Consider the following 26,488-nt stretch of genomic DNA (forward strand, 5'->3'; position numbering starts at 1 on the left):
CCCGGGGCTGGTGCCGGCCCCCCCCCCCGCCCCCCCCCCCCCGCCCCCACCCCCCCCCCCCCCGCCCCCCCCCCCCGCCCCCCCCCGGGCCCCCCCCCCCCCCGCCCCCCCGCCCCCCCGCCGGCACCCGCACCTCGGCCACGTGCGGCCACCGCACCTTGGCCACTTGCAGCCACTGCACCTTGGTGCCACGGGATTCCCTTGAGGGCCCGGCCGTCGGCTGACAGATTCATCAGGGCGAGGGCGGCCGGAATAGCCGCCGAAAAGCCGGGCGCGTCGAAACGTCGAGAATTCCGAAATCTCCGCTCCATGACTGGGAAAGGCTCCACGTCTATGAATCCTGGTGCGATGTCCAGCGAATCGCTCGACGATTCGCTCACCCTGCACGAGAACTTCGAGCGGATCGCCGCGCGGTTCCCGGAGTCGGTGGCGGTCACCGACGCCCGGTCGCGACTGACGTACCGCGAACTCGACGCGAAGGCAGCGCAGTTGGCCCAGGTCCTGCGCGGGGCCGGCGTCGGCCGGGACCAGCGCGTCGGACTCTGCCTGGAACGCGGCGCGGATCTCGTCGTCGCCCTCCTCGGCATCCTCAAGGCCGGCGCGGGCTACGTCCCGGTCGACCCCGCCTACCCCGCCGAGCGCCGGGACTTCGTCCTCGACAGCTGCGACGCGCCCGTCGTCGTGGCGAGCACGGCGACCGCCGCACTGGCGGCCGGCCGCACCGCGGTCCTCGTGGACGCGCTGCCCGAGAGCGCCCCAGACGCCCCCGCCGGGCACCGGGGCGCGGACGCGTCGAGCCTGGCGTACACGATCTTCACCTCCGGATCCTCCGGCGAGCCCAAGGGCGTGCTGGTCGAACACCGCAACGCGGTACGGCTGTTCACCTCCACCGCGCCCGTCTTCGGCTTCGACGAGACCGACGTCTGGTCGAACTTCCACTCCGCCGCCTTCGACTTCTCCGTCTGGGAGATCTGGGGCGCCCTGCTCCACGGCGGCCGTCTCGTCGTCGTCGACAACGACACGGCCCGCGACCCGCAGGCCCTCCACGCGCTGCTGCGCCGCGAGCGCGTGACGGTCCTCAACCAGACGCCGTCCGCCTTCCGCAACCTCATGAACGCCATGGCCGCCGACACGGAGCCCGGCTCGCTCAGCCTGCGGTACGTCGTCTTCGGCGGCGAGAAGCTGGACTACCGGGCCCTCACGCCGTGGACCGACCGGCACGGTCTGGACGCGCCCGTGCTGGTCAACATGTACGGCATCACCGAGACGACCGTGCACGTCACCTGGAAGCGGATCTCGGCCGCCGACCTGACCGCCGAACCGGCGCCCGAGGGGCTCAGCCCCATCGGCGAGGCCATCCCCGACCTGCGGATCGACATCCGTGACGAGGACGGCACCTCCCTCCCGGTGGGCACGGAGGGCGTCATCCACGTCGCCGGAGCCGGTGTCGCCCGCGGCTATCTGAACCACCCCGAGCTGACGGCGGAGCGCTTCTCCGAGCGCACCGAGGCCGACGGCACGACCGTGCGCTGGTACGACTCCGGCGACCGCGGTGTGCAGACCGCCCCCGGGGAGTTCGCCTACGCCGGCCGCGCCGACCGCCAGCTGAAGATCCGCGGCTACCGCATCGAGCCCGGCGAGATCGAGGCCGTGCTGAAGAAGCACCCCGACGTCAGGGACGCCGTCGTCCTGGCCGCCGACTTCGGCTCCGGCGAGCCGCGGCTCGTCGCCTTCCCGGTGACGTCCGCCGCGCCGGACCGGCTGACGGCGGAGCTCAAGGACGCCGTGGGGACCGCGCTGCCCGCCTACATGGCGCCCTCGGCCTATCTGCCCCTCGACGAGCTCCCGGTCACCGTGAACGGCAAGCTCGACGAGAGCGAGCTGCGCAAGCGCCTGGAGCTGAGGCTCGCCGAGGCCACCAAGGGTTCCGCCGACGTCCCCGTCGCGGCGGACGCGTCCGTCGAGGAGCTCCTGCGCGGGATCTGGGCCGAGGTCCTCGGCACCGACGACATCGCCGACACCGACGAGTTCTTCGACCTCGGCGGAACCTCCTTCTCGCTGATCCACATGCTCAGCGTCGTCAACGACCGCTTCTCGCTCTCCCTGAACGTCGGCACCCTCGCCGAGGGCGCGAACATCCGCGCCCTCGCCGCCGCCGTCAAGCACCAGCTCGCCCTCATCTCCCAGTAGGAGCGCCGGACATGACCACGGACAACCCGCAGGCACAGAAGTCGTTCGCTCTTTCCGAGGAGGAGATAAAGCAGTTCCACCAGCAGGGGTTCATCGGCCCCTTCACGGCGTACGAGCCCGACGAGATGCGGGAGATCTGGCGCAGGACCCGGCTGCAGATGCTCGACCGCAGCCACGCGGTCTACCCGGACGACGAGCTCTCCGGCGCCACCAACATCTCCAACTACGACCGCCACCTCGACAACGACTTCCTCGCCGCCCACGTCGGAAAGCGCGAGATCGTCGACCGGGTCGCCTCCATCCTCGGCCCGGACGTCATCTGCTGGCGTACGGAGTTCTTCCCCAAGCACCCCGGCGACGAGGGCACCGACTGGCACCAGGCCGACACCTTCGCCAACGCCTCCGGCACCCCGCAGATCCTGTGGCCGGACAACGCCGAGTTCGGCGGCACGATCACCGTCTGGTCCGCCTTCACCGAGGCGAAGGTGGAGAACGGCTGCCTGCAGTTCATCCCCGGTACGCACCAGCAGATGAACTACGACGAGACCAAGCGGATGCACTACGACCCGAACTCGATCAACGGGGTCGACAAGGAGGGCGTGCGCCGGGGCTTCTTCGGCTACGACTACCGCGAGCTGCAGGTCGACCCCGACTGGAAGCCCGACGAGGACGCGGCCGTCTCGCAGATCATGGAGCCGGGCCAGTTCATCATCTTCTGGTCGACCCTGATGCACGCCTCGCACCCGCACGAGGGCCTGACCAACGACATGCGGATGGGCTTCGCCACCCGCTACGTCCCCTCCTCGGTCTCCGTCTACCCGGGCAGCGACCACATCGAGGAGTACGGCGGCCGCATCAGCCTGGAGCGCTACGGCTCCGTGCTGGTCAGCGGCGAGAACAGGAACCCCGGAAACCGCATGGTCACGGAGACCACCCGGGGGAAGAAGTTCTGAGATGACCACGAAAACCCTGAGCGTGGTCGAGGTCCTGGAACTCTGCCAGCCACTGCTGGGCGCGGCCGCGGAGACCCTGCGGGTCTTCCCGGCCGGCGAGCGGGCCACCGAGGAGTACGGGCCGGAGGCCGTCGCGCGGTGCAACGAGGTCCTCACCGCCGTCGGCTCCGCCTACGGCCTGACGGTCCCCCGGTTCGTCTCGCCCGCGCCGGAGCGCCCGACCAGCCTCGAAGTCGCCCTCAGCACCTACTGCGACCTGGAGCTGGGCAGCTGGCGGCCGGTGGCCGAGAGCTCGGGGGAGTGGGACGTCCCGGCGGACGGCCTGGCGGGGCTCGCGGCCCTGCCCGGCCACCGCCGGATCGAGTCCGAGGGCGTTCCCGCCTTCGACTCCTTCGCGGCGGGGCCGGCCGGGGACGAGGCGATCGTCCTCGTCCTGCCCTCCGGGGTGCCCGCCACCCTCTTCCGGCCCTGGCTGGAGGAACTGTCCACGGACCGGCTCGTCGTCACCTACGAGAACCCGTACCTCTTCGGGCAGTGGCGGACCCTGGACACCCCGGAGGCGGACTTCGCCGAGGAGACCGCTCTGGTCGGCGCGCTGCTCACGGCCTACGGACTGCGGCGGGCGCACCTCGTCGGGATCTGCGGCGGAGCGCCGGTCGCCCTCGACGCGGCCGCCGCGTTCGGCGACCGGGTGGAGACGCTGACCGTGCTCCACCCCGACCTGAACTTCGGTGCCGGGGTCATGCGGACCCCGTTCCAGAAGCAGTTCCAGAGCGTGCTCGCCGGCGCGGCCTCCGGACCGCGCCGCGCAGGCGAGACGCTGAACCTGTTCCTCGACCCGAACATGCTCTTCGGAGTGCCGCCGCGCCTCGCCCCCTACGTCCTCTATCCGTACGGGGACGTGGAGCTGTTCCACCGGTACGCCAAGCAGAACCACGCGCTCATGGCGTACGACGCGAACGAGGCGGCCCGACGGGTCGGGCAGCGGGTGCTGATCGCCACCAGCCGCACGGACCGGATGACCCACCCCGAGACGGCCCACCACTTCGGTGAGCTGGTCGCGGGCGAGGCCACGGTCGTGGAGCGCGACTCCGGGAACCACCACGACATCCTGATCCCGGACGCGGAGGTCTACACGATGCTCCGGGAGTTCGTCGGCGGTGGGCTGTGAGCACGCCCGCGCCGTCGGCCGGGCGCGTCGCGGTGGTCACCCACGCGACGCGCTACGCCGGCCCCGGCTCCGTCGACGGCCTGCGCAAGGCCGGCTACACCGTCCTCTGCCACGACGAGGACTTCCTCGACGAGGCCGCGCGGACGGCCTTCGAGGAGGGCCGTGACGGGGCGGTGGCCTGCGACGCGAAGACACCGGCCGGGGCGGTCGGGCAGGCCGTCAAGCGGTACGGCCGGCTCGACCTCGTCGTCAGCAACGACGTCTACCCGGCCCGCTATCTGCCGGTGGACCAGGCCGACCCGGCGGAGCTGCGGCGGGCCGCGGAGGCGCTGCTCGTCGCCCCTGCCGGGGTGATCGCGAAGGCCGCCGCCCATATGAAGCGCCGGGGAGGCGGGCACATCGTGCTGATGACCTCCGCCGCGCCGCTGCGGCCGGAGAGCGGGTTCGCCGTCTACAGCTCGCTGCGCGCCGGGGCCTCCGCCTACGCCCGTGCGGCGGCCCGTGAACTCGCCCCGCACGGCGTCACCGTGCACGCGGTCGCCCCCAACTTCCTGGAGAGCGAGACCTACTACCCCGAGGAGCTGTGGGGGACGGAGGAGGGCCGGGAGCGCCTCCGCGGCCTGCTGCCGGCCGGCCGGCTCGGCACGGCGCGGGAGATCGGCGACCTGGTCGTCTTCCTCGGCAGCGGCTCGGCCGACTTCCTCACCGGCGACGTCATCAACTTCACGGGCGGCTGGGCCTGAGGGTGCCCCGCCCGGGAGCGTTCCGCCGCCCCAGTCCAGCCCGGCAAGCGACCAGAAAGAGAGTTCCGCTGTGAGTACTCGGCCGACAGCGCCCGAGGAGTGCGAGGTCACATCCGGGCACAGCCTGGTGGAACAGACCCTCGTCGAGATCTGGAAGACGACGCTCGACCGGCCGTCCGTCGGCCTCGACGACGACTTCTTCGCGACCGGAGGCGACTCCCTCCTGGCCCTGGTGACCATCGAGCAGATCAACCAGCGCCTGGGCTGGGCGCTCAACATGGGCGACCTGCTGCGGCACCGTACGATCGGCGCGCTGAGCGCGCACAAGGCGTCGGCGAAGGCCGCGAACACCGAGCGGGCCATCATCCGGATGAGCAACCAGGGCTCACGGACCCCGCTGCTCTTCATCCACCCCGGCCTCGGTCTCGTCGACGGCTACGCCCGTCTCGTACGGCTCCTCGGGACCGACCGGGGCTGCTACGGCCTGCAGTCCCCGCACATCAGCGCGATCGACGTGCCGGACGACATGCGGGAGCTCGCCGCGCTCTACGCGGACCTGATCGAGGACGAGTTCGGCGAGGACGACTTCCATCTCGTCGGCGCCTGCGCGGGAGGGGTGATCGGCTACGAGATCGCCCGCATCGCCGAGGAGCGCGGGCTCGGCCTGCGGAAGCTGGTGATCGTCGACGGCTATCTCGACGGCTCGGCCCCCGAGGTGGACGAGGCGCGGCGGCTGGTCGACTACCGCGACGACGTGCTGCGGATCGTCGCCCCGCACACCGCCCACCCGCCGCTCGCCCCGGCCGACGCCACCCCCGAGGGCGTCTACCGCGAGATCGCCGCCGCGCTGTTCGGCACCGGCTGGGAGGCCCACGGCGACAGCGGGACCCAGTTCGCCGAACGGCTGCACAAGGCGTTCCGCACCACGGCCCGCGCCTTGGAGACCTACCGTCCCGAGCCGTTCGACATCGACGCGCTGATGCTGCTCGCGCAGGACAACGAGACGCTTCCGGACTGGCGCGAGGCGATCACCGGCGAGCTGACGGCCGAGGTCATGGACTCCGAGGAGCACGGCCTGCGGCTCTGTGTGACCGACGCGGCGCACATCGCCGCGCGCATCGACGACTTCGTGGGCGAGGGACAGTGACGATGGACCAGTCAGGAACCAACCCCTTCGAGAACGAGTCGGGCGTGTACCGCGTCCTGACCAACGCGGCCGGTGAGCACTCGCTCTGGCCGGACTTCGTCCCCGTCCCCGAAGGCTGGGACACCGCCTTCGGCCCGGACGCACGGACCGCCTGCCTCGGCTACGTCGAGGAGCGCTGGACGGCCCTCGCCCCCGCCGGCTCCCGGGGACGGGACGCGCGCTCATGACCGCCCCGGTGGAGAACGCCACGGACACCGGCGCCCGGACCTCGGGTCTCGTGACGCGGTTCGAGGAACAGGCCGGCCGGGCGCCCGGCGCCGTCGCCGTACGGTGGGGCGCCACCTCGCTCTCGTACGCGGAGCTGAACGCCCGGGCCAACCGGATCGCGCACCGGCTCATCGCCCGGGGCATCGGCCCCGAGGACATCGTCGCCGTCGCCCTGCCGTCCTCGCCCGAGCTGGTCGCGGCCCTCCTCGGCACGCTCAAGGCCGGCGCGACCTACCTCCCGCTCGACCCGGGCTATCCGGCCGAGCGCCTCGCCTACATGGCGGCCGACGCCCGCCCGCGCGCGCTGATCACCAGCCCCGGGACGGCGGCCGCGCTCGGGCCGGTGGAGGCCGCCGCGGCCACGCTGTACGTGGACGAGGAGGGCACCGAGCCCGACACGAACCCCGTCGGCCGGTCCGCCGGGCCGGACACGGCCGCGTACACCATCTACACCTCCGGTTCGACGGGCCGCCCCAAGGGCGTGGTCGTCCCCCACGGCTCGCTGGCGAACTTCCTCGGCTTCATGTCCGCGCACCACCGGGTGCGGCCGGACGACGTCGTGCTGTCCACGACCCCGGTCTCCTTCGACATCGCGGGACTCGAACTCTTCCTCCCGCTGGTCTGCGGAGCCACGCTCCACCTCGTGCCGCGCGGCACCACCGTCGACGGCGCCGCGCTGCGCCGCCTGCTCGCCGAGGCCCGCCCCACGCTGATCCAGGGCACCCCCGCCCTCTGGCAGCTGCTCCGCGAGGCCGGCTGGACCCCCGCCGAACTGGAGCGCGGCACACGGGTGCTGTGCGGAGGCGAGGCGCTGCCGCAGGACCTGGCCGACTTCCTCTCCGCCGACGGTCACGCGCAGGTGTGGAATCTGTACGGCCCCACCGAGACGACCATCTGGTCCCTGCTCGCCCCCGTGCGCGCCGGTGAACCGGTCACCATCGGGTCCCCGCTGTGGAACACCGGCGCCCACGTCCTCGACGAGCGCCTCACCCCCGTCGCCGACGGTGAGCCGGGCGAGCTGTACCTCTCCGGCGACGGCCTGGCGCGCGGCTACCACGGCCGCCCCGCGCTGACCGCCGAGCGGTTCGTCGCCTGCCCCTTCGGTGTCCCCGGCGCCCGGATGTACCGCACCGGCGACATCGTGCGCCGCCGCCCCGACGGCGCCCTCGACTTCCTCGGCCGCGTCGACGAACAGGTCAAGATCCGCGGCTACCGCATCGAACTCGGCGAGATCGAGGAGGCGTTGCGCCGCCTCCCGGAGGTCGCCCAGGCACGGGTGGTCGTCCGCGCGGACGCGGGCGACCACCGGCAGCTCGCCGGCTATGTCGTCGCCGCACCCGGCCGCACCCCCGAACCCGGGGCGCTGCGCGCCGCGCTCGCCGCCTGGCTCCCCGACCACATGGTCCCGGCCGGCATCGCCGTCCTCGACCGCTTCCCGCTGACCCCGGCCGGCAAGGTCGACCGCAAGGCCCTGCCGCCCCTGGAGTTCGCGCACTCCACCCCGTACCGCGCGCCCGGCGACGACCGCGAGCGGGCCCTCGTGGAGCTCTTCCAGGAGGTCCTGCGGGTCGAGCGGGTCGGCGCCGACGACAGCTTCTTCGACCTCGGCGGCAACTCGCTGCTCGCCACCCGCCTGCTCGCCCGCGTCCGCGCCACCCTCTCCGTCGAACTCCCCATCCGTACGGTCTTCGAGGACCGGACCCCCGCCGCGCTCGCCCTCCGCCTGGCCGAGGGCGCCCCCGCCCGGCCCGCGCCCCGGGTCATGGCACGCGCAGAGCGCGTCCCCGTCTCGTACGCCCAGCAGCGCCTGTGGTTCCTGCACCGGCTCGAAGGGCCCAGCACCACCTACAACCTGCCCATCGCCGTCCGGCTCACCGGAGAGCTGGACCTCGACGCGCTGCGCGCCGCCGTCGACCACCTGCTCGCCCGCCACGAGAGCCTGCGGACCTACTTCGCCGAGGGGCCCGGTGGAGCCGAGCAGATCGTGCTGCCCGCCGCCGAGGCCCGTGTCGACGTCACCGTCCACGACGTGCCCGAGCGGGACGTCCAGGCCGCGATCGACTCCGCCGCCGGGTACCTCTTCGACCTGGCGGCCGAGATCCCGACCCGCGTCGACCTCTTCCGCACCGGCCCCCGCGACCACGTCCTGCTGCTCTGCATCCACCACATCGCCAGCGACGGCTGGTCCCTCGCCCCGCTCGTGAAGGACCTCTGCGAGGCGTACGGCGCGCGGCGCCGGGGCGAGGACCCCCACGCGCCCCAACTCGCCGTGCAGTACGTGGACTACACGCTGTGGCAGCGCGAACTCCTCGGCTCCACGGACGACCCGGCCTCCGCGATGTCCCGGCAGCTCGGCTACTGGCGCGAACGGCTCGCGGGCGCCCCCGAACTGCTCGACCTGCCCACCGACCGGCCCCGCCCCGCGCTCGCCACCTTCCGCGGCGACGTGGTCCGCTTCGAGGTCCCCGCCGGGCTGACCGAGAGGCTCCAGGACCTCGCGCAGCGGGAGCGGGCCAGCCTCTTCATGGTGCTCCAGGCCGCCGCCGCGACCCTGCTGACCAAGCTCGGCGCGGGCACCGACATCCCGCTCGGCTCCCCGCTCGCGGGCCGCGCCGACAGTGCGCTCGACGAGCTCGTCGGCTTCTTCGTCAACACCCTCGTGCTGCGCACCGACACCTCGGGAAACCCCGCCTTCACCGAACTCCTCGCGCGGGTGGGCGAGTCGAACCTCGCCGCGTACGAGCACCAGGACCTGCCCTTCGAGTACCTCGTCGAGGTGCTCAACCCGGCCCGCACCACCAGCCACCACCCGCTGTTCCAGGTGATGCTGGTGCTGCAGAACAACGTCGAGCCCGAGTGGCGGCTCGACGGACTGGCGGCCGTCCACGAGACCGTGCCCACGCACACCGCCAAGTTCGACCTGACGATCGAGCTCACCGAGCGCTTCGACGCGCGGGGCGGGCCCGACGGGCTGCGGGGCGAGATCGAGTACGCCACCGACCTGTTCGACCGGGAGACCGTCGAGCGGTTCGCCCGCTACCTGCTGCGGATCCTCGACGCCGTCGTCGCCGACCCCGCCCGCCCGCTGGACACCATCGACCTCCTCGACGAGGCCGAGCGCACCGCGCTCCTCGACAGCTGGAACGCGACCGAGCGGGAACTCTCCGACGACTGCTTCCCCGCCCTCTTCGAAGCGCGGGTCGCCAGGACGCCCGACGCGCTCGCCCTCGTCCACGAGGACACCGAGCTGAGCTACGCCGAGCTCGACCGGCATGCCAACCGGATCGCCCACTGGCTCATCGAGCGGGGCGTCGGCCGGGACGACGTCGTCGGCCTGTCGCTGCGCCGCTCGCCCGAGCTGCTCGCCTGCCTCCTCGGCATCCTCAAGGCCGGCGGCGTCTATCTGCCGCTCGACCCGGAATACCCCGCCGAGCGGCTGGCGTTCATGGTCGAGGACACCCGGCCCAAGGTGCTGATCACCACGGGCGACGTCCTCGCCAAGCTGCCCGCGGAGGCACAGGACGTGCTCCGGCTCGCGGTCGACGACCCGGGCCTGCGGGAGGAACTGGCCGCCCTGCCCGACCGGGCCCCCACCGACGCCGAGCGGCGCGTCCCGCTGCGGCCCGAGGACCTGGCGTACGTCATCTACACCTCGGGCTCGACCGGCCGGCCCAAGGGCGTCGCCGTCACGCACCGCGGTATCCCGAACCTGGCCCGCAGCTACATCGAGCGGTTCGCCCTCGACGAGGAATCCCGCTTCCTGCAGTTCTCCTCGATCAACTTCGACCCGACCTTCTGCGAGATGTGCTGCACCCTGCTCTCGGGCGCGGCCGTGATCCTCACCTCGCCCGAGGAGCTGCTGTCCCCGGACCGCCAGCGCGCCCTGACCGCCCGCCACCGCCCCACCCACATCACCTTCTCGCCGACGATCCTCGGCTCCATGGCCGAGGACGCGCTCGCGGACGTCCCGTACGTGATGGTGGCCGGCGAGGCATGCCCGCCGGGCCTGGCGGCGACCTGGTCGCGCGGCCGGACGATGATCAACGCCTACGGGCCGACCGAGGCGACCGTCGACACCCTGTACTGGGAGTGCGGCAGCGCCGGGCCCGCCTTCGAGGCCGACTCGGTGCCGGTGGGCCGCCCGGTGCACAACACCCGGGTGTACGTCCTGGACGCCGCGCTGCGTCCCGTCCCCCCGGGTGTCACCGGCGAGCTGTACATCGCGGGGCACGGCCTCGCCCGCGGCTACCTCAACCGGCCGGGCCTGACCGCCGAGCGGTTCGTCGCCTGCCCGTACGGTCCTCCGGGCTCCCGGATGTACCGCACCGGCGACCTCGCCACCTGGCGGACCCTGCCGTCCGGAGAGGGCGTCGTCGACTTCGTCGGACGCGCCGACGACCAGGTCAAGATCCGCGGGATGCGGATCGAACTCGGCGAGATCGAGGCGGTGCTCGACACCCACGAGGGCGTCTCCCAGGCGGTCGTCGTCGTCCGCGAGGACACCGCGCGGCACCAGCAGCTCGTCGGCTACGTCGTGCCGAAGGCGTCCGACGAGGCCGGCCGCGCCCGCGACCTCGCCGACGACATCGCACACGTCGACCGATGGCAGGAGATCCACGAGCAGGGCTACAGCGAGCAGCGGGACCTGGGTGTCGAGCAGGACTTCACCGGCTGGAACAGCAGCTACGACAACCGGCCCATCCCGCTGGAGGAGATGCGCGAGTGGCAGGCCGCCACGGTCTCCCGCATCCTCGACCTGAGGCCCCGCCACGTCCTGGAGGTCGGCGTCGGCTCCGGCCTGATCCTGTGGCAGGTCGCCCCGCACGTCGAGACCTACGCGGGCGTGGACTTCTCGCCCTCGCTGATCCAGACGCTCGGCGGCCGTGTCGAGGCGTCGGAGCTGCGCGACCGGGTGCTGCTGCGCAGCCTCGCCGCCCACGAGATCGGGGACCTGGCCGGCCGTCGCTTCGACACCGTCGTGATCAACTCGGTCGCCCAGTACTTCCCCAGCGTGTCGTACCTGATCGACGTGCTGAGGCAGGCCATGGACCTGCTGGAGCCGGGCGGCCGGATCTTCCTCGGCGACATCCGCCATCTGCGGCTCCTGCACCCCTTCCTCACCGCGACGGCCCTGCACGGCGGGGCACACGCCGACGAGCCGGTCGCGGCCGTGCGCGACCTCGTGGCGCACACCGTGGAGCTGGAGAGCGAACTCCTCCTCGACCCCGCCTTCTTCAGCCGGATCGGCGAGGAGCTCGCGGACGTCGTCGGCGTCGACATCCAGCTCAAGCGCGGCCACCACGCCAACGAGCTGACCGACTTCCGCTACGAGGTCGTGCTCCACAAGCGGGGCGCGCAGGTGCGCTCCGTACGGGACGCGGCCGAGCTGCTCTGGCAGGAGGCGGGCGGCCTGGACGCCGTCCGCGCGTTCGTCGAGTCCGCGCGGCCGGCGACGCTCCGCGTCACCGGCATCCCGAACCGACGGGTCGCCGCCGAGGTCGCCGCGGCCCACCGGATCCGTACCGATTCGGCGGGCCGGGTCGCCGACCTCGGGCTCGACGGCGCGCAGCGCCCAGGCATCGACCCGGAGGCCGTCCACGCCCTGGCCGAGCGGCTCGGCTACCGCGCGAAGGCCACCTGGACCGACGCCTCCGAGGGCGACCTCTTCGACGTCGTCCTGATCCAGGACGGCGCCGAACAGCCCTTCCTGACCGACCTGTTCCTGCACAAGGCGACGGGCGGGCAGTCCCTCCACGACCAGGGCAACGACCCGCGCGCCGAGGACCACGGCCGCAAGCTCGCCCTCGACGTCCGCCGGCACGCCGCCCGGCAGCTCCCCGAGCACATGGTGCCCGCGGCCGTCGTCCTCCTCGACAAGCTGCCGCTCACGCCGAACGGCAAGCTCGACACCCGCCGGCTGCCCGCCCCGGACTTCACCTCCCGTGCCGTCCGCCCGCCGCGCACCGAGCGGGAGATCGCCCTCGCCCGGCTCTTCGCCGAGGTCCTGGGCCTGGAGAGCGTCGGCGTGGACGACCAGTTCTTCGACCTCGGCGGCGACTCGATCCGCTCGATCCAGCTGGTCAGCCGGGCCCGCGCCGAGGGCTTCGTGATCACCCCGCGGGACGTCTTCCAGCACCAGACGGTCGAGGCGCTGATCGCCCGCGCCGCGCAGGCGGCCGAGACGCTCGACCCGACGGCCGTGGCCGCCGGCGAGCTGCCGCACTGGCTGAAGACCCTCGAAACCCCCGACCCCTCCTACGGCGAGCCCGGCGGCACGTACGCCTGGTCGACCCGCACGCTCCCCGCCGGGCTCGCGGACGCGCTGCTCACCGACCTGCCCCGGATGTTCCACGCCGGACCCGAGCACATCGCGCTCGCCGCGCTCGCCCCCGCGCTGATCGAATGGCGCGGCCGGCGCATCCCGGAGGCCCGGTCCGCGCTCCGGGTGGATCTCGCGACCGCGGCCGTCCCCGGGCCGGTGCCGGTCCGGCTCACCCCGGGCCTCGCCGACCTGGAGAAGAGCCTGGCGGACCCGCGCGGACTGGCCCGCGCGCTGAAGCGGGTGAAGGAGCAGATCCGCGCCCTGCCGGCCGACGGCCGCAACTACGCGGAGCTGCGGCAGGGCGGCGAGGACGTCCGCCGGCAGCTGGCGGAGTTCGCGCCCTCGCAGGTCTGCTTCCGCCACGAGGGCTCCGGCGACACCCCGCCGTACCCGCTGCTCGTCGACGTCCGGCGAGGGGAGGACGGCTCGGTCGCCACCCGCTGGCAGTGGGACACCGCGCTCTTCCACGAGACGGACGTCGCCGCGCTCGCCGACCGGTGGACCCGGACCCTGACCGCCCTCGCCGGCCTGACCGCCCACCCGGAGCTGGGCGGCCTCACACCCTCCGACGTACGGCTGCTCAGCCTCAAGCAGTCCACCCTCACCGACCTGGAGCGGACCTACCCGGGGCTGCGGGACGTGCTGCCGCTCGCCCCGCTCCAGCAGGGCCTGCTGCTGCACGCCGGCGCCGCCGACCCGGAGACGGACGACGATCCGTACCAGGGACAGACCGTCTTCGACCTGGAAGGACCGCTGGACGCCGACCGGCTCCGGCGGGCCGCGCACGGCCTCCTCATGCGCCACGACAACCTCCGGGCGGGCTTCGCCGTCCGCGGTCTGGAGACACCCGTCCAGGTCGTACGGGACACCGTCGAGGTGCCCTGGACGAGCCACGACCTGTCCGCGCTCGACCCCGCCGGGCAGGCCGCCGAGCGCGCACGGATCGTCGCCGAGGACGCGGCGCTCCGCTTCGACCTGACGACCGGTCCGATGCTCCGCTTCTCCCTGCTGCGGTTCTCCGGCACCCGGCACGAACTGCTCGTCGCGGACCACCACATCCTCCTGGACGGCTGGTCCATGCCCGTGGTCTGGCACGACCTGTTCGCGCTGTACGAGGGCAGGGAGCTGGCACCGGTCACGCCGTTCCGGGACTACCTGGCCTGGCTGGCCGAGCAGGACAGGGACGCGGCCGCCGAGTCCTGGCGGACGTACCTGAAGGATGTCGGCGCGCCGAGCAGGGTCGGCCACGCCGGCCTCTCCCCGCACGTCCTGCCGCGCACCTCCTCCGCCGTCCTCCCGGCCGGCCTCACCCGCGAGCTGACACGGGCCGCCGCCCGGCTCGGCGTCACCCTGAACACGGCGCTGCAGACCGCCTGGGGCCTCCAGCTCGGACGCCTGACGGGCGGCGGGGACGTCCTCTTCGGCACCACCGTCTCGGAGCGGCCGGCCGAGATCGACGGCATCGAGTCCGTCGTCGGCCTGCTCATCAACACCGTGCCGCTGCGGGTCCGTACCGAGCCCGGCGAGCCGCTCGCGGCGACCCTGAGCCGGGTCCACTCCGCCCAGCTGGAGGTCTTCCCGCACCGCCACCTCTCCCTGACCGAGATCCAGCGTCTGGCCGGTGCGAGCGAGCTGTTCGACGCGTACTACGTTTTCCAGAACTACCCCGACCAGGAGGATCCGGCCGACGGGACCGGCGGGCTGGTGGTGAGCGAGCGGACCGACGGCGCCAAGGGCGTCTCGCACTATCCGCTCGGCATCACGGTCCTGCCCGGGCATCGTCTGGAGATCCTCTTCGGTTACCACCCCGATCTGTTCGACGAGCGGCGGATCGACACCATCAAGGAATCCCTCATCGAGATCATCGAGGCCATCGCGGCGGAGGGCTCGGCATGAAGAGCTTCTTCCGTCTGATCCGCGAACTGCCCATCCCCGTGAAGATCCTGCTGCTGTGCGCGATGGCGCGCGCGGTCAGCTTCTTCGCGATCCTCGCCTACCTCCCGATCTACCTGCACGACGCGCTCGACATGAACGGCGCCACCATCGGCTACGTGCTGGGGGTCTGCCTGATCGTCGGCACCGTGGTCAGCGTGTACGGCGGCTATCTCGCCGACCGCTTCGTGAAGGTCCACTTCATGATCGCGCTCGACGTGGTGCTCACCCTCCTGTACGGCGGGCTCCCGCTGATCGGCTCGCCCGTACTGGTCATCGGCGTCCTGCTGGCCGCCAACATCGCCTCCTCGTCGATGAGCGTCACCGCCAACGCGCTCCTCGCCGATCTGCTGCCCTCGGAGAACCGCGCCAAGGTCTTCTCGCTGCGGTACTCGCTGCAGAACATCGGCGCCGCCGTCGGCCCGTTCCTGGGCGTCTGGACCGTGCAGGCCGGCCAGGGCGGTCCGTTCCTGCTCTCCGCGGGAGTGATCTTCGCGGCCCTGCTGCCGCTGCTCGTCTTCCGCAGGCTGTTCACCGGAGCCGCGGCCCAGGAGGCCGCGGCACGGCGGGAGAAGCCCGAGGAGGCGGCGGACGACGAGTCGATGAACTTCCGCGAGGTGCTGCGGGTGATGCGGGCCGACCGGCGGCTCGGGCTCTTCACCCTCGGCGGCATCCTCAGCATCGTCGTCTACGGCCCGCTGCTGACGTACATGTCGCAGTACCTGGTGACCGTCGAGTCCCGCGACACCGCCTACCAGCTGGTCGCCTACATCTCGGCCGCCAACGCCATCGTCGTGATCTCCACCCAGTACGTCATCGGCAGCAGGCTCAAGGAGAAGACGCTGCTGCGCTGGCTGACCTGGGGCACCGGGGCGTTCGTGCTCGGGCTCGTCGGCATGGCCCTGTCCACCGAGGCGTGGATCATCGTCGCCGCGATCGTCGTCTTCACGATCGGCGAGGTGATCGTCGTACCCGCCGAGTACATGTTCATCGACGCCATCGCCCCCGACAACCTGCGCGGCAGCTACTTCGGCGCACAGAACCTCGTCCACATCGGCGTGGCCATCGGCCCGATCATCTGCGGCTTCCTGCTCGTGCACGCCACGCCCGCGGCGATGTTCGCCGCGCTCGTCGCGCTCGCGATCGCCGGCTGGTGGTTCTACGTCCTCGGCTGCCGCGCCACCGCACCCAGCACCGCCACCGCCGTCGGTGCCGACGCTCAGAAAGTGAATCCGTGAGGTAGACCATGAGCTTCGACGAGATCGTCCGCAAGACCCTCTGCCCCTTCGCCAAGCCGTCGAGAATGGGACCGGCCCTCACCGTCACCACGGCCGACGTCGAGCGGGAGCTGGGTGACCACAGTGCAGCCATCGCCGACTTCTTCCGGACGGCGAGGGAAGCGCGGCTCGACGGCATGGTGATCACCTTCGAGGACGAGACCCTCGGCGCGTCACTGGCGTCGCTGACCCGGCTGACCAGGCGGTTCTTCGAAACGCTCTGCACGCTCTGGCCGAGCGTCTACATCCAGGACTCGCCCGAGCCGGACGAGACCTGGTACGCCATGATCGAGGGCGAGCGGTTCTTCGTCGTCTCCTTCGCCCCCTGCTATCCGGAGCACTCGCCGCGCTACAACCACGGAAGCCCCCACACGTACTTCCTGCTCCAGCCGGCCTCCACCTTCGAGCGGCACGCGGAGGCGATCGACAGGCGCAGGCAGCGGATCCACCGGGCGTTCACGGCCGTGGGAAAGCCCTACGACGCCCAACTCGCCAACGTCGAGAACGACATGTTCAAGTCCGTCATGCCGATCGCGCCGATCGACCGGCACATCCCGTGGTGGGAGGCCGCCGTTCCGGCGGAGCCCGGCGGGGCGAGGCGGGCGGGGTAGATGATCGAGACGCTCCTGCCCCGGCCGGTCGCGACCGCGGAGGCGTTCGGCGACCCGCCGGGGGAACCGGTCCCCTTCCCCGGGGAGGAGCATCTTCTGCCCGGCGCCGTGCCCTCGCGGCGCCGGGAGTTCATCACCGCGAGGGACTGCGCGCGGCGGGCGCTCGACCGGCTCGGCGTGCCGCCCGTACCCCTCCCGTACGACTCCTCCCGCGCCCCCGTCTGGCCGGCCGGCTTCGTCGGCAGCATCACGCACTGCACCGGCTACCGGGCCGCGGCCGTCGCGCGGGCGACGGACGTGGCCGCCCTCGGTGTCGACGCCGAGCCGCACGGCCCGCTCGACGGCACCGGCGTGCTGTCCATGGTGAGCGGTGCCGAGGAGCGGGCCCACCTCGCCGAGCTGGCTGCCGTGCGGCCGGACGTCCACTGGGACCGGGCCCTGTTCAGCGCCAAGGAGAGCGTGTTCAAGGCGTGGTTCCCGCTGACCGGGCGGTGGCTGGACTTCTCCGAGGCCACCGTCGCCTTCCAGCCGCGCACGGAGACCTTCACCGCCCGCCTGCACGTCGAAGGACCCCTGGTCGACGGCGTACGGACGGCCGTCTTCGAGGGGGGTTTTCTGGTCGGCGACGGGCTGGTGATCACCGCGACGGCGGTGCGCCGGGCGACCCTGACGGGGCGGGGTGCGGAGAATGACCCCGATCCGTCACGACCGAGAGGGCCCCGATGACGCGTGTGACGCTTCCGGCCTATGGGTGGGACTCCGACTGGGCGGACGCGTTCGCGCCGTACGAGGGAACGGGTCTCGTGCCCGGCCGGGTCGTACGGGTGGACCGCGGGCGCTGCGAACTCGTCCTGGACGGCGCCGAGGTGGGGGAGGTGGCGGCCGAGGACGCCGCCGTCCGTACGGTACGGGCCGACACCGAACCGGTCCTCGGCTCCGACCCGCGCGACGCCCCCTGTACGGGCGACTGGGCCGTGGTCGACACCGCTCCCGCGAGCGGCCCCGTCGTCCGCGCGCTGCTGCCCCGCCGTACCCGCTTCACCCGTTCGACCTCCTCCGCCCGCTCGGAGGGGCAGGTCCTCGCGGCCAACATCGACCTGGCCCTGATCGCGGTCTCGCTGGCCGTCGAACTCGACCTGGGCCGGCTGGAGCGCTTCCTCTCGCTGGCCTGGTCCAGCGGAGCCCAGCCCGTCGTCGTCCTGACCAAGACGGACCTCGTCCCCGACATCACCCATCTCGTGAGCGACGTCGAGCGGGCGGGCCCGGGGGCCGCCGTCTTCCCCGTCAGCGCGGTCAGCGGCGCCGGTCTCGACGTCCTGGCCGGCGAACTGACGGGCCGCACCTCCGCGTTGCTCGGCCAGTCGGGCGTCGGCAAGTCCACGCTGGTGAACGCCCTGCTCGGTGTCGCGGAGCAGGAGTCGGGCCCGGTCCGGGGCAGCGACGGCAAGGGCCGCCACACCACCACGACCCGCGATCTGCTGCTCCTGCCCCGCGGCGGGCTGCTGATCGACACCCCGGGGCTTCGCGGGGTGGGGCTGTGGGAGGCCAACGAGGGTCTGTCGCAGGTGTTCGCGGAGATCGAGGAACTGGCCGCTCACTGCCGCTTCCACGACTGCGAGCACCATGCCGAGCCGGACTGCGCGGTGCTCGCGGCGGTCGAGGACGGGACGCTGTCGCACCGCCGGTTCGAGAGCTATCGCAAACTCCTGCGCGAGAGCGCCTGGATCGCCTCACGCACCGACGCGCGACTGCGCGCCGAACTGAGCCGGGAGTGGAAACGCCGGGAGGCGGCAGGTCGGGAGATGTACGAACGCAAGCGTGGCGGGAAACACCGTAAGGCGTTCTGACGGTGGTCCGAGCACCGTCGGAGCCGTGGATCTGGCCACTTGCAGCCACTGCACCATGGTGCCATCCGAACTTCTTGTAGCGCCCGTTCGGCCCCTGGCAGATTACTCAGCGGCGGCCGCCGGCCGACAGCCACACAATGGCCAGCTCGCCGGCCCGCCTGCGGAATTGAGTATTTCACTCAGGTCACTTCGATGGAATCGGACGGGAAAATGCGAAGCAAGGCATTCGTCTACCTGATCTCGTGCGCCGCGGCCGTGACGACGACGGTCCTGGGGGCCACCACCGCGCAGGCGGCGCAGACCCACGAGGTCGCGTCCGCTCCGGCGGCCGGCACGACCGCAGTCACCCCCGTTCCGAACGGCGACGGCGGCGACAGCTGGGGCTGGGACTGACGGCCGGATCCCCAGGCCCCGACACCCATACCCCAGAGAGGGCGAATTCCGTGACCATTGACCAGGGCGTACTCCACTACGACTTGTCCGCCGACGAAGTCGCCCAGCTGGACGTGCTGATCGCCGGACTGGCCGGGACGGGCTGCGATCCGGGCGGCCCGCGCTTCCACGACGAGGCATGGGAGCTCGCCGCGCGACTCCCGGTGGGCGTGCGGAAGTTCCTCGCGGAGTTCCGGCGCGACGATCCGGCCGCCGCTTTCAAGATCAGGGGATTCGCGGTCGACGACAGTGCCGTGGGACCCACTCCGCGGAACTGGGCGGAAGCCGCCGCGTCGCTGCGCACCCGGCGTGAGGAACTCTTCCTTTCCTTGATCGGCAAGTGCCTCGGTGAGGTCTTCAGCTGGCCGACTTTGCAATCCGGAAGAATGATCCAGAATGTGCTGCCGATCGCCGGTGAGGAGAACGAGCAGAGCGGCCACGGCAGCGACGTCCTGCTCGAATGGCATACCGAGGACGGGTTCCACCCCTATCGTTGCGACTATCTCGCCCTGTTCGGAATCCGTAACCACGACCGAGTTCCGACCACCGTCGCCTCCATACGCGATGTGACGCTGAGTGCGGAAACGCGCAGGGTCCTCGGTGAGCCGCGGTTCTACATTCTTCCGGACGACGAGCACCTGCGGCAGCTCGCCGCGCAGCAGCCGGACCACCCGGGCCTGTTGCGGATGCGGGCGATGCGCGAGACGCCGGAGCCGGTGGCGGTGCTGTTCGGCGCGCCGGACTCGCCGTACCTGCGGATCGACCCCTTCTTCATGCGCTGCGTGGAGGGGGACGCCGCGGCCGAACAGGCGCTCAAGGAGCTCGTGCGCGAGCTGGAGGCGGCGACCCGCGACGTGGTCGTGGAGGCGGGCTCGCTCCTCGTCGTCGACAACTACCTCGCCGTGCACGGCCGCAAGGCGTTCACCGCCCGCTACGACGGCACCGACCGGTGGCTGCAGAAGGCGATCATCACCCGTGACCTGCGCAAGTCCCGCGACACCCGGGACACCGCCGCCGGCCGGGTGCTGATCTGATGCCCGTGGAGCGAAGCGGAAGAGAGGTGTGATGGCGGCGTCCGAAGGTGTCCCCGTGGACGCGATCGTCCTGGCCGACGTCGCGATCGTCCTGGTCGTGGGTGCCGTGATGGTCCGGCTCGGCCGGCGACTGCACCAGCCGCCGGTGGTCGCGGAGATCGCGGCCGGTCTGATGCTCGGCCCCAGTCTGCTGGGGCTGCTGCCCGGTGACCTGCCCTCGCTGCTGTTCCCGCCCGAGGCCCGGCCGGGCCTCTCCGCCCTCGCGCAGCTGGGACTCGCGCTCTTCATGTTCCTGGCGGGCTGGGAGCTGGACCTGGGCGTACTGCGCGGCCGGATCAGGTCGGTGGGGTCGACGGCCTTCCTCGCCATGGCCGTCCCCTTCGTGGTGGGGGCAGGGGCGGCGGCGCTGCTGTACCGCTCGTCGGCGCCCGAGGGCGTCGGCTCGGAGATGTTCGTGCTCTACATGGCGACGGCGTTCTCCATCACGGCGTTCCCGGTCCTCGCCCGCATCATCCGGGACCGTCGGCTCGGCCACACCCGCGTGGGCACGACGGCGATGGCCTGCGCGGCGGCGGGCGACGTGGTCGCCTGGTGCGTGCTGGTCCTGGTGGTGGCGCTCGCGGGCACCGGCGGTGCCGGCGACTCCGGCGGCGCGGCCGACGGCATGGGCGGGCTGCTCACGGTCATCGCCCTGACCATCGCCTACGCGGCCGCCATGGCCCTCGTCGTCCGACCCCTGCTGCACCGGGCGCTGCGCCTCGCGGCCGGAGGCCGGCAGGAGACCGGCGTACGGCTCGTGCTGATCGTCGCCGGTGTGCTGCTCTCCTCGTACGCCACCACCTGGATCGGCATCCACGCCATCTTCGGGGCCTTCGCCTTCGGCCTGGTCATGCCCCGCAAGGACGCTCCGCGGCTGCACCGGCAGATCGGCGCGCCGCTGGAGAAGGCGGCCGGGCTGCTGCTCCCGGTCTTCTTCGTCATCACCGGCCTCTCCGTCGACATCGGCGGCCTCGGCTGGTCCGGGCTGCTCGCGCTGCTGCTCATCCTGGTGACCGCGGTGGTCGGGAAGTTCGCGGGTGCGGCGATCCCCGCGCGACTCTCGGGGATGAGCTGGCGGGACGCGGGCGCGTTCGGAACGCTGATGAACACCCGCGGTCTCACGGAGATCGTGATCCTCGGAATCGGCCGGGACCTGGGCCTGATCGGACCCGAGCTGTTCACCGCCATGGTGCTCATGGCCCTGGTGACCACGGCGATGGCGGGCCCGCTGCTTCGCCTGCTGGGGATCGGGGAAGCCTCCTCGTTGTCGTTGCCGGAGCAGCCGGCAGGAGACCGCAAACAGCCGATCGGAGCCAAGGGATGAACCCCGCACGGTACTTCGGTTACGAACTCCGCCCCGACGGCACGGTCGTCCTCACGCGCCGCTGCCGGATCATCGGGGTGGTGCGGGGCGACGCCGAGGTCGGGCGGTTCCTCGACGAGATGACGGGTGCGGGCGACAACCGCCAGGAGGCCCTGGCCCGCTGGGCGGCCCGGATCTCGGTCTAGGGCCGCCGTCGATCCGGTCCCCGTCGGCGTGGGCCGTTCGCCGCGGGGCTCAGTCGGGCAGGAACTCCAGTTCCAGGCGGTGCAGATGGACCGTGTCCATCAGGATGTCGACGGCCGTGACACGGGCGTCGAGGACCGTGAAGGTGAGCACCGAGGCCGCGGTTCCGGTGGGGGACACCAGGCCCGCGGCGCCGTCCACCAGCGCGACCCGTGCCGACCCGGCCCGCTCCGCGAGACGGGCCGCCACCGCCTGGGCCCCGTGCGCGGTGGTCGCCCCGTTCCGTATCGCCTCCGGGTCCGCCCGCAGCACCGCGTCGGGGTCGAGGAGCGCGAGCAGCGCGTCGGCCTCGCCGGCCCGGGACGCGTCGCGCACCGCCACGACGACCTCGCGCTGGTGCGCCAGGTCCGGCTCCGGCATCTCCTCCGTGCCCTGCATCCGCCGCCTGGCCCGGGCCGCCAGCTGCCGAGCGGCGGCCGGGGTGCGCTCCACGACCGGGGCGATCTCCTCGAAGGGCACCTCGAACATGTCGTGGAGCACGAAGGCCACCCGCTCGGCGGGTGTCAGCGTGTCCAGGAATTCGAGCAGCTCCCGCTCCTCGGGGTCGACGCTCCGTCCCGGCTCGGCCGCGCCCCACGGGTTCCAGGGGTCCTCGCGCTGCGACTCGCGTGCGCGGAGCCGGTCCAGACAGACCCGGGCGACGGCCGCGGTCGGCCGGCGGCCCGGATCGACGTCGTCCTCGTCGGTGTGTTCGGGACCGGTGCGGCCCAGCCGCTGCTCCGCCTCCCGCACGGCGTCGTCCGCCGAGCCGAAGGAGCCGAGGAGCCGGTGGGCGACGGCACGCAGTCGCGGCCTGTGTTCCTCGAAGCGGTCCGTCAGGGACGCATGCCCGTCTTTGTTCACCGCGTGATCGGCCACCTGTCGCAACCTCCGTGAGGCAGGGCGTCACGGTCATCGGGCCCGGAAGGAGCGGCACCCGCTCGTCGGGCCGTGTCGGGCGGAGCCGGGGGGCGCCCCGGGGGGGCGTCCCGCGCGACATCCCGTCCGCGACGGAGTTCAGTCGCCGTGCCCCGTTCCGCCGCTGCCGAAGCCCCCGCTGGAGATCCCGCCCCACTTGCGCTTCTCCTCGCTGGGCGGGTCCGGCGATTCCTCGCCGCCGTGCTTCAGCTCGTAGGGCATGAGCCGGTGCTCACCGTCGGTGTGCGGCATCTCGTGGGGCCTGCGGTACTCGGACGTCTCACCGGGCAGGCCGCCCTCCGGCCGGTGTGGCTGCTCCTCGGGCTTGGGCGTCGGGGACTCCTTGTCCCTGACCCGCATCCCCAGCCAGAACGCACCCATCAGTACGGCGACCAGGACCAGGCCACCGAGAACCTGTGCCATCCCCGACTGCCAGACTCCGGCCGCCGTGGTGACCTCCGCGGAATCCAAGAGAAAAGCGTTCATGCTTCAGGGATACCCCCTTTCGGCCACTATGGACATTTCAAGCCACTCGAACTCGTGTGAAACATTTCCGCGCCCCCGTCGCGTCAATGAGGTGAAGGACGACAGCGACGGGGGGAAGGGGTATGGGACATGCCCGAGCGGAGGAGTTCCTGGAGTTCGCATCCGCGCGGACGGGGCACCTGTTCAGGTCGGCATGCCTGCTGACCAGCGGTGACACCCACCTCGCGGAGGACCTGGTGCAGGAGACGCTGGGCCGGATGTACGCGCTGTGGGGACGCGTCCAGCGGATCGGCAATCCCGCCGCGTACGCGCACACCGTTCTCGTGCGCACCTTCCTCAGTCATCAGCGGCGACGCTCCGCGACCGAGCGCCCCCTCGGCGAGCTGCCCGACCGCGCCCCGGAGACGGGGGACGACCCGGCGCTGCGGATCGCGCTGCTCGACGCCCTGGCCTCACTGGCGCCCAAGGACCGGGCGGTCGTGGTGCTGCGGTACTGGGAGGACCGCAGCGTGGAGGAGACCGCCGAGGCGCTGCAGGTGAGCTCTGCCGCGGTACGCACCCGCTCCGTACGGGCGCTCGGCCGGCTCAGGGAACGGCTCGGCGGCGGCATCGCCGAGTTCGCACGCCTCTGACCAGGCACGTCAGAACTTCTGGACCTTTCATTCACCCATGGATCGGAGACGGTGATTCGGCATGCCCCTGAACGAGGGACACGAACGCTTCGAGGAGGAACTCGGCGCGGTCCTGCGCCGCACCGGCGAGGGCTTCGCCACCGACGACAGCCGCGGCCTGGTGGCCGGCGGGCTCGCCCGCGGCAGGCGCCGCCTGGTGCGCCGCCGCGTGGGCGCGATCACGGGCAGCGTGCTGGCGCTCGCGGTGGTCGCCGCCGGCGGCGCGTACGGCGGCGGCCTGCTGGGCCGGGGCGGGGGAGCCGAGGGCTCCTCCGTCGCCGCGCCGGCGCCGCCGCGGGACGGGGGAGGTCAGGACGGCGCCGGGGGCCGGGCCGTACCGGTGGAGACGCACGCCCGGGACAAGGCCGCACCGGCCGACAACCCCACGGCCACGGCGCCCGCCGACGGACCCACGTCCACGGCACCGGCCGGCAAGCCCGAGGCCACGACGCCCGCCGACAAGCCGGGAGCCACCGCGCCGGGCACCGACACCGCACCGCCGGTGCCGAGCGGCCAGGGCGTCACGGCCACGCTCCGCTCGCTGCTGCCTAAGGGCCTGAGGGTGACCTCGCAGGGCGGCGACGGCGAGTACGGATACGTGGTCGTCGACGACGGCAAGGGCAAGAGCCTCGTCCAGGTCAACGTCCAGCACGACATGGGCGACCAGTCCTGCGCGCTGTACTGCGAGGGCTCCACCACCCTGCCCGACGGGGGTTTCCTGAAGCTGACCCAGCAGCGCGGCGAGAAGGGCGGCGCGGGCGTGGTCTGGTGGTCGGCCGACACCATGGACAAGGACGGCTTCCGCGTCGTGGTCTCCGCCTTCAACTCGGGCGCGCAGAACACGAAGGCGACGCGGGCCGAGCCCGCGCTGACGATGGCGCAGCTCAAGGCGATCGTCCTCGACCCGAAGTGGACGAAGACCTACGCGAACTAGGGAGCGTCCGGAACGTATCGTCCTCCGCCCGCAGGGCGTCGCGGGGCGGGCGAGACTCTCCGGACGACACGCCCAGGGCGTCGATCCCCGATTCGGCGGCCGGCCGGACCCCGGCGGGGGCCCGGCCGGCCGCTCCTTCCGGCCGCGTGACGGCCGAAGCGGGCCGTCGGACCCCCAGCGGCGTGACAGGCGCGGAAGGGCCGGTGGACCTCGCGTCGCACACCGTCCGGCCCGGGGCGGGACCCGCGAGCCGGCCCGCTCCGCCCGGCCGCTACTTCGCGTCCGCGTACCGCTCCACCGTCGCCGTCGTGAAAGGGAAGCGCACCGGCGTCGTGCCGAACGCGATCCGGCCCGCCTCGTCCCCCGCCGCGCGGATCGCCGCCGTGACCGCCTCGGCCTCCTCCGCCGGACAGTGCACGATCACCTCGTCGTGCTGGAAGAAGACCAGCTCGGCCCGCATCCCCGCGGTGGCGCGCCGCAGCGACGCCAGCATCAGCAGCGCCCAGTCCGCGGCGCTGCCCTGCACCACGAAGTTCCGGGTGAACCGCCCACGCGCCCGCGCGTTTCCGGAGGCGTACCCCGGAGTGAACCCGTCCTCCGCCACGACCTCCTCGGCGCCCTCCTGAGGGATCCCCGCCTCCTCGTCCTCGCCCGCGCCGACCGCGCGCGGACTGGTCCGGCCGAGCCACGTCCGCACGAGCCGGCCCTCCTCGCCGGCCTTCGCCGCGTCGTCCACGTAGGCCACCGCCCGCGGGAAGCGGCGGCGCAGCGCGGCCAGGTTCTTCAGGCCGTCCCCGCTGGTCTGGCCGTAGATCGCGCCGAGCAGCGCGATCTTCGCGTGGTCGCGGTCGCCGGAGAACGCGCGGTCCGACAGCCGGGTGTACAGGTCGTCCGGGTGCCCGGCGACCTCCATCAGACCGGGGTCGCGGGAGATCGCGGCCAGCACCCGGGGCTCCATCTGGTCGGCGTCGGCGACGACCAGCCGCCAGCCCTCGTCGGCCACGACCGCGCGCCGGATGACCTTGGGGATCTGCAGCGCGCCCCCGCCGTTGGTCGTCCAGCGGCCGCTGACCGTCCCCCCGGGCAGGTACTCGGGGCGGAAGCGGCCGTCGCGCACCCAGTCCTGGAGCCAGGACCAGCCGTGAGCCGTCCAGATCCGGTACAGCTTCTTGTACGCGACGAGCGGCGCGACCGCCGGGTGGTCCAGCTCCTCCAACTCCCAGCGGCGCGTGGACCGCACCCGGATACCGGCCTGTGCGAAGGCTTTGACGACATCGGCGGGCAGGTCGGGTCGGACGCGCCGGCCGAACGCGGCGGAGACCTCGTCGGCGAGTTCGGCGAGCCTGCGCGGCTCGCCGCCTCCCGCGTACCGCTCGCCCAGCAGCTCGTGCAGCACCTCCCGGTGCACATCGGCTCGCCAGGGGAGCCCGGACCGGTGCATCTCGGCGGCGACGAGCATTCCCGCGGACTCGGCGGCCGTGAGCAGCCGCATCCGCCCCGGATGCTCGGTCAGGTCGTGCCGGCGCTGCTGCTCCGCGTACACCGCGAGGAGGTCCTCGAAGGAGACGGCCGTGGCGCTGGGTCTCGCCTCGAAGAGGGAGTCCTGCGAGCCGGGCTCCGCGGCCCGCTGCGGCGGGTCGGGCGGCACGGGACCGTTCCGCAGGCGCGCGAGGGCGGCGGCAGCGGACCGGGGCTCCCCGAGGCGCCCCTCGTGGCCGAGGAGGAGCTGCTCGGCCACCTCGATGTCGTAACAGCGCTCGACGCGGACGTCGGCGGCGAGGAGCCGTGGATACACCTCGGCCGTCGACCGCCACACCCAGCGGGTGACACCGGGCCGCGCCCGGACGGCCTCGGCGAGGTCCGGCTCGCGGACGACGGGCCCGGTGGGCAGCCCGTCGGGGCCGAGCGGGACGAGCCGCGCCCCGTCCCCCTCCGCCTCGGCGGCCAGCGCCCACCTCTCGCTCATGG

The 26,488-nt window shown here is 72.6% G+C and carries 20 protein-coding genes; 17 read left to right on the top strand and 3 right to left on the bottom strand.

Translation table 11 applies throughout. The features are described 5' to 3' along the window. The first annotated feature begins 348 nt into the window (after positions 1-348). From AB0D99_RS21590 to AB0D99_RS21660, 15 genes are all read left to right on the top strand, one after another. Complete coding sequence (locus AB0D99_RS21590) at positions 349-2,190, top strand: amino acid adenylation domain-containing protein (RefSeq protein WP_362364349.1); 1,842 nt, start codon at positions 349-351, stop codon at positions 2,188-2,190. 11 nt (positions 2,191-2,201) lie between these two features. Then, entirely contained in the window at positions 2,202-3,143 is a 942-nt protein-coding gene (locus AB0D99_RS21595; protein ID WP_362364353.1) for a chlorinating enzyme, read from the top strand. A gap of 1 nt (position 3,144) precedes the next feature. Beyond that, complete coding sequence (locus tag AB0D99_RS21600) at positions 3,145-4,314, top strand: alpha/beta hydrolase (RefSeq protein ID WP_362364356.1); 1,170 nt, start codon at positions 3,145-3,147, stop codon at positions 4,312-4,314. Then, positions 4,311-5,057, top strand: coding sequence for an SDR family oxidoreductase (locus AB0D99_RS21605; protein ID WP_362364359.1), 747 nt, complete (start codon positions 4,311-4,313; stop codon positions 5,055-5,057). Before AB0D99_RS21600 ends, AB0D99_RS21605 begins: the two co-directional genes overlap by 4 nt. A 70-nt stretch (positions 5,058-5,127) precedes the next feature. Next, a complete protein-coding gene (locus AB0D99_RS21610; RefSeq protein ID WP_362364362.1) occupies positions 5,128-6,204 on the top strand; it encodes an alpha/beta fold hydrolase in 1,077 nt (358 codons plus the stop codon). Positions 6,205-6,206: 2 nt separating this feature from the next. After that, positions 6,207-6,431, top strand: a complete 225-nt coding sequence (locus tag AB0D99_RS21615; RefSeq protein ID WP_362364365.1) for an MbtH family protein — start codon at positions 6,207-6,209, stop codon at positions 6,429-6,431. Next, the gene (locus tag AB0D99_RS21620; RefSeq protein WP_362364368.1) at positions 6,428-14,689 is read left to right on the top strand and encodes an amino acid adenylation domain-containing protein; all 8,262 of its coding nucleotides are present in this window, start codon (positions 6,428-6,430) and stop codon (positions 14,687-14,689) included. Before AB0D99_RS21615 ends, AB0D99_RS21620 begins: the two co-directional genes overlap by 4 nt. Next, positions 14,686-15,963: an MFS transporter gene (locus tag AB0D99_RS21625; protein ID WP_362364371.1), complete on the top strand. Its 1,278-nt coding sequence runs from the start codon at positions 14,686-14,688 to the stop codon at positions 15,961-15,963. Before AB0D99_RS21620 ends, AB0D99_RS21625 begins: the two co-directional genes overlap by 4 nt. Positions 15,964-15,971: 8 nt before the next feature. Further along, positions 15,972-16,613: a hypothetical protein gene (locus tag AB0D99_RS21630; RefSeq protein ID WP_362364374.1), complete on the top strand. Its 642-nt coding sequence runs from the start codon at positions 15,972-15,974 to the stop codon at positions 16,611-16,613. Continuing rightward, positions 16,614-17,339, top strand: coding sequence for a 4'-phosphopantetheinyl transferase superfamily protein (locus tag AB0D99_RS21635; RefSeq protein ID WP_362364377.1), 726 nt, complete (start codon positions 16,614-16,616; stop codon positions 17,337-17,339). Further along, positions 17,336-18,460: a ribosome small subunit-dependent GTPase A gene (gene rsgA, locus AB0D99_RS21640; protein ID WP_362364380.1), complete on the top strand. Its 1,125-nt coding sequence runs from the start codon at positions 17,336-17,338 to the stop codon at positions 18,458-18,460. The genes AB0D99_RS21635 and rsgA overlap by 4 nt, the downstream gene beginning before the upstream one ends. A gap of 210 nt (positions 18,461-18,670) precedes the next feature. Continuing rightward, positions 18,671-18,853, top strand: coding sequence for a hypothetical protein (locus tag AB0D99_RS21645; protein ID WP_362364383.1), 183 nt, complete (start codon positions 18,671-18,673; stop codon positions 18,851-18,853). A 50-nt stretch (positions 18,854-18,903) separates the two neighbouring features. After that, entirely contained in the window at positions 18,904-19,926 is a 1,023-nt protein-coding gene (gntD, locus tag AB0D99_RS21650; protein ID WP_362364386.1) for a guanitoxin biosynthesis L-enduracididine beta-hydroxylase GntD, read from the top strand. Between the two features lie 55 nt (positions 19,927-19,981). Next, the gene (locus tag AB0D99_RS21655) at positions 19,982-21,289 is read left to right on the top strand and encodes a cation:proton antiporter (RefSeq protein ID WP_362364389.1); all 1,308 of its coding nucleotides are present in this window, start codon (positions 19,982-19,984) and stop codon (positions 21,287-21,289) included. Further along, a complete protein-coding gene (locus AB0D99_RS21660; protein WP_362364392.1) occupies positions 21,286-21,474 on the top strand; it encodes a hypothetical protein in 189 nt (62 codons plus the stop codon). The genes AB0D99_RS21655 and AB0D99_RS21660 overlap by 4 nt, the downstream gene beginning before the upstream one ends. A 49-nt stretch (positions 21,475-21,523) precedes the next feature. Here the strand turns inward: AB0D99_RS21660 and AB0D99_RS21665 are convergent, their stop codons facing one another. Beyond that, positions 21,524-22,390 (bottom strand): sigma factor-like helix-turn-helix DNA-binding protein, encoded by an 867-nt coding sequence (locus AB0D99_RS21665; RefSeq protein ID WP_362364395.1) that lies wholly within the window; start codon positions 22,388-22,390, stop codon positions 21,524-21,526. Between the two features lie 138 nt (positions 22,391-22,528). Beyond that, on the bottom strand, positions 22,529-22,915 hold the full coding sequence (locus AB0D99_RS21670; protein ID WP_362364398.1) for a DUF6479 family protein: 387 nt from the start codon (positions 22,913-22,915) through the stop codon (positions 22,529-22,531). 122 nt (positions 22,916-23,037) lie between these two features. Between AB0D99_RS21670 and AB0D99_RS21675 the strand changes: the two genes are divergently transcribed. Both AB0D99_RS21675 and AB0D99_RS21680 read left to right on the top strand, forming a co-directional pair. Further along, the gene (locus AB0D99_RS21675; protein ID WP_362364401.1) at positions 23,038-23,547 is read left to right on the top strand and encodes a SigE family RNA polymerase sigma factor; all 510 of its coding nucleotides are present in this window, start codon (positions 23,038-23,040) and stop codon (positions 23,545-23,547) included. Positions 23,548-23,608: 61 nt separating this feature from the next. Next, positions 23,609-24,520, top strand: a complete 912-nt coding sequence (locus tag AB0D99_RS21680) for a hypothetical protein (RefSeq protein ID WP_362364404.1) — start codon at positions 23,609-23,611, stop codon at positions 24,518-24,520. A gap of 271 nt (positions 24,521-24,791) precedes the next feature. Here AB0D99_RS21680 and AB0D99_RS21685 read toward each other — a convergent pair whose 3' ends face one another. Continuing rightward, positions 24,792-26,486, bottom strand: a complete 1,695-nt coding sequence (locus AB0D99_RS21685; RefSeq protein ID WP_362364407.1) for a bifunctional 3'-5' exonuclease/DNA polymerase — start codon at positions 26,484-26,486, stop codon at positions 24,792-24,794. Positions 26,487-26,488: the final 2 nt, after the last annotated feature.

The organism is Streptomyces sp. NPDC047971 (genome assembly GCF_040653355.1).
Lineage (GTDB): Bacteria > Actinomycetota > Actinomycetes > Streptomycetales > Streptomycetaceae > Streptomyces.

Excerpts from the sequence above, each read along its gene's own strand:
- AB0D99_RS21590 (WP_362364349.1), top strand. The coding sequence starts at position 349 with ATGTCCAGCGAATCGCTCGACGATTCGCTCACCCTGCACGAGAACTTC.
- AB0D99_RS21595 (WP_362364353.1), top strand. The coding sequence starts at position 2,202 with ATGACCACGGACAACCCGCAGGCACAGAAGTCGTTCGCTCTTTCCGAG.
- AB0D99_RS21600 (WP_362364356.1), top strand. The coding sequence starts at position 3,145 with ATGACCACGAAAACCCTGAGCGTGGTCGAGGTCCTGGAACTCTGCCAG.
- AB0D99_RS21615 (WP_362364365.1), top strand. The coding sequence starts at position 6,207 with ATGGACCAGTCAGGAACCAACCCCTTCGAGAACGAGTCGGGCGTGTAC.
- AB0D99_RS21620 (WP_362364368.1), top strand. The coding sequence starts at position 6,428 with ATGACCGCCCCGGTGGAGAACGCCACGGACACCGGCGCCCGGACCTCG.
- AB0D99_RS21625 (WP_362364371.1), top strand. The coding sequence starts at position 14,686 with ATGAAGAGCTTCTTCCGTCTGATCCGCGAACTGCCCATCCCCGTGAAG.
- AB0D99_RS21630 (WP_362364374.1), top strand. The coding sequence starts at position 15,972 with ATGAGCTTCGACGAGATCGTCCGCAAGACCCTCTGCCCCTTCGCCAAG.
- AB0D99_RS21635 (WP_362364377.1), top strand. The coding sequence starts at position 16,614 with ATGATCGAGACGCTCCTGCCCCGGCCGGTCGCGACCGCGGAGGCGTTC.
- rsgA (WP_362364380.1), top strand. The coding sequence starts at position 17,336 with ATGACGCGTGTGACGCTTCCGGCCTATGGGTGGGACTCCGACTGGGCG.
- AB0D99_RS21645 (WP_362364383.1), top strand. The coding sequence starts at position 18,671 with ATGCGAAGCAAGGCATTCGTCTACCTGATCTCGTGCGCCGCGGCCGTG.
- AB0D99_RS21660 (WP_362364392.1), top strand. The coding sequence starts at position 21,286 with ATGAACCCCGCACGGTACTTCGGTTACGAACTCCGCCCCGACGGCACG.
- AB0D99_RS21670 (WP_362364398.1), bottom strand. The coding sequence starts at position 22,915 with ATGAACGCTTTTCTCTTGGATTCCGCGGAGGTCACCACGGCGGCCGGA.
- AB0D99_RS21675 (WP_362364401.1), top strand. The coding sequence starts at position 23,038 with ATGGGACATGCCCGAGCGGAGGAGTTCCTGGAGTTCGCATCCGCGCGG.
- AB0D99_RS21680 (WP_362364404.1), top strand. The coding sequence starts at position 23,609 with ATGCCCCTGAACGAGGGACACGAACGCTTCGAGGAGGAACTCGGCGCG.
- AB0D99_RS21685 (WP_362364407.1), bottom strand. The coding sequence starts at position 26,486 with ATGAGCGAGAGGTGGGCGCTGGCCGCCGAGGCGGAGGGGGACGGGGCG.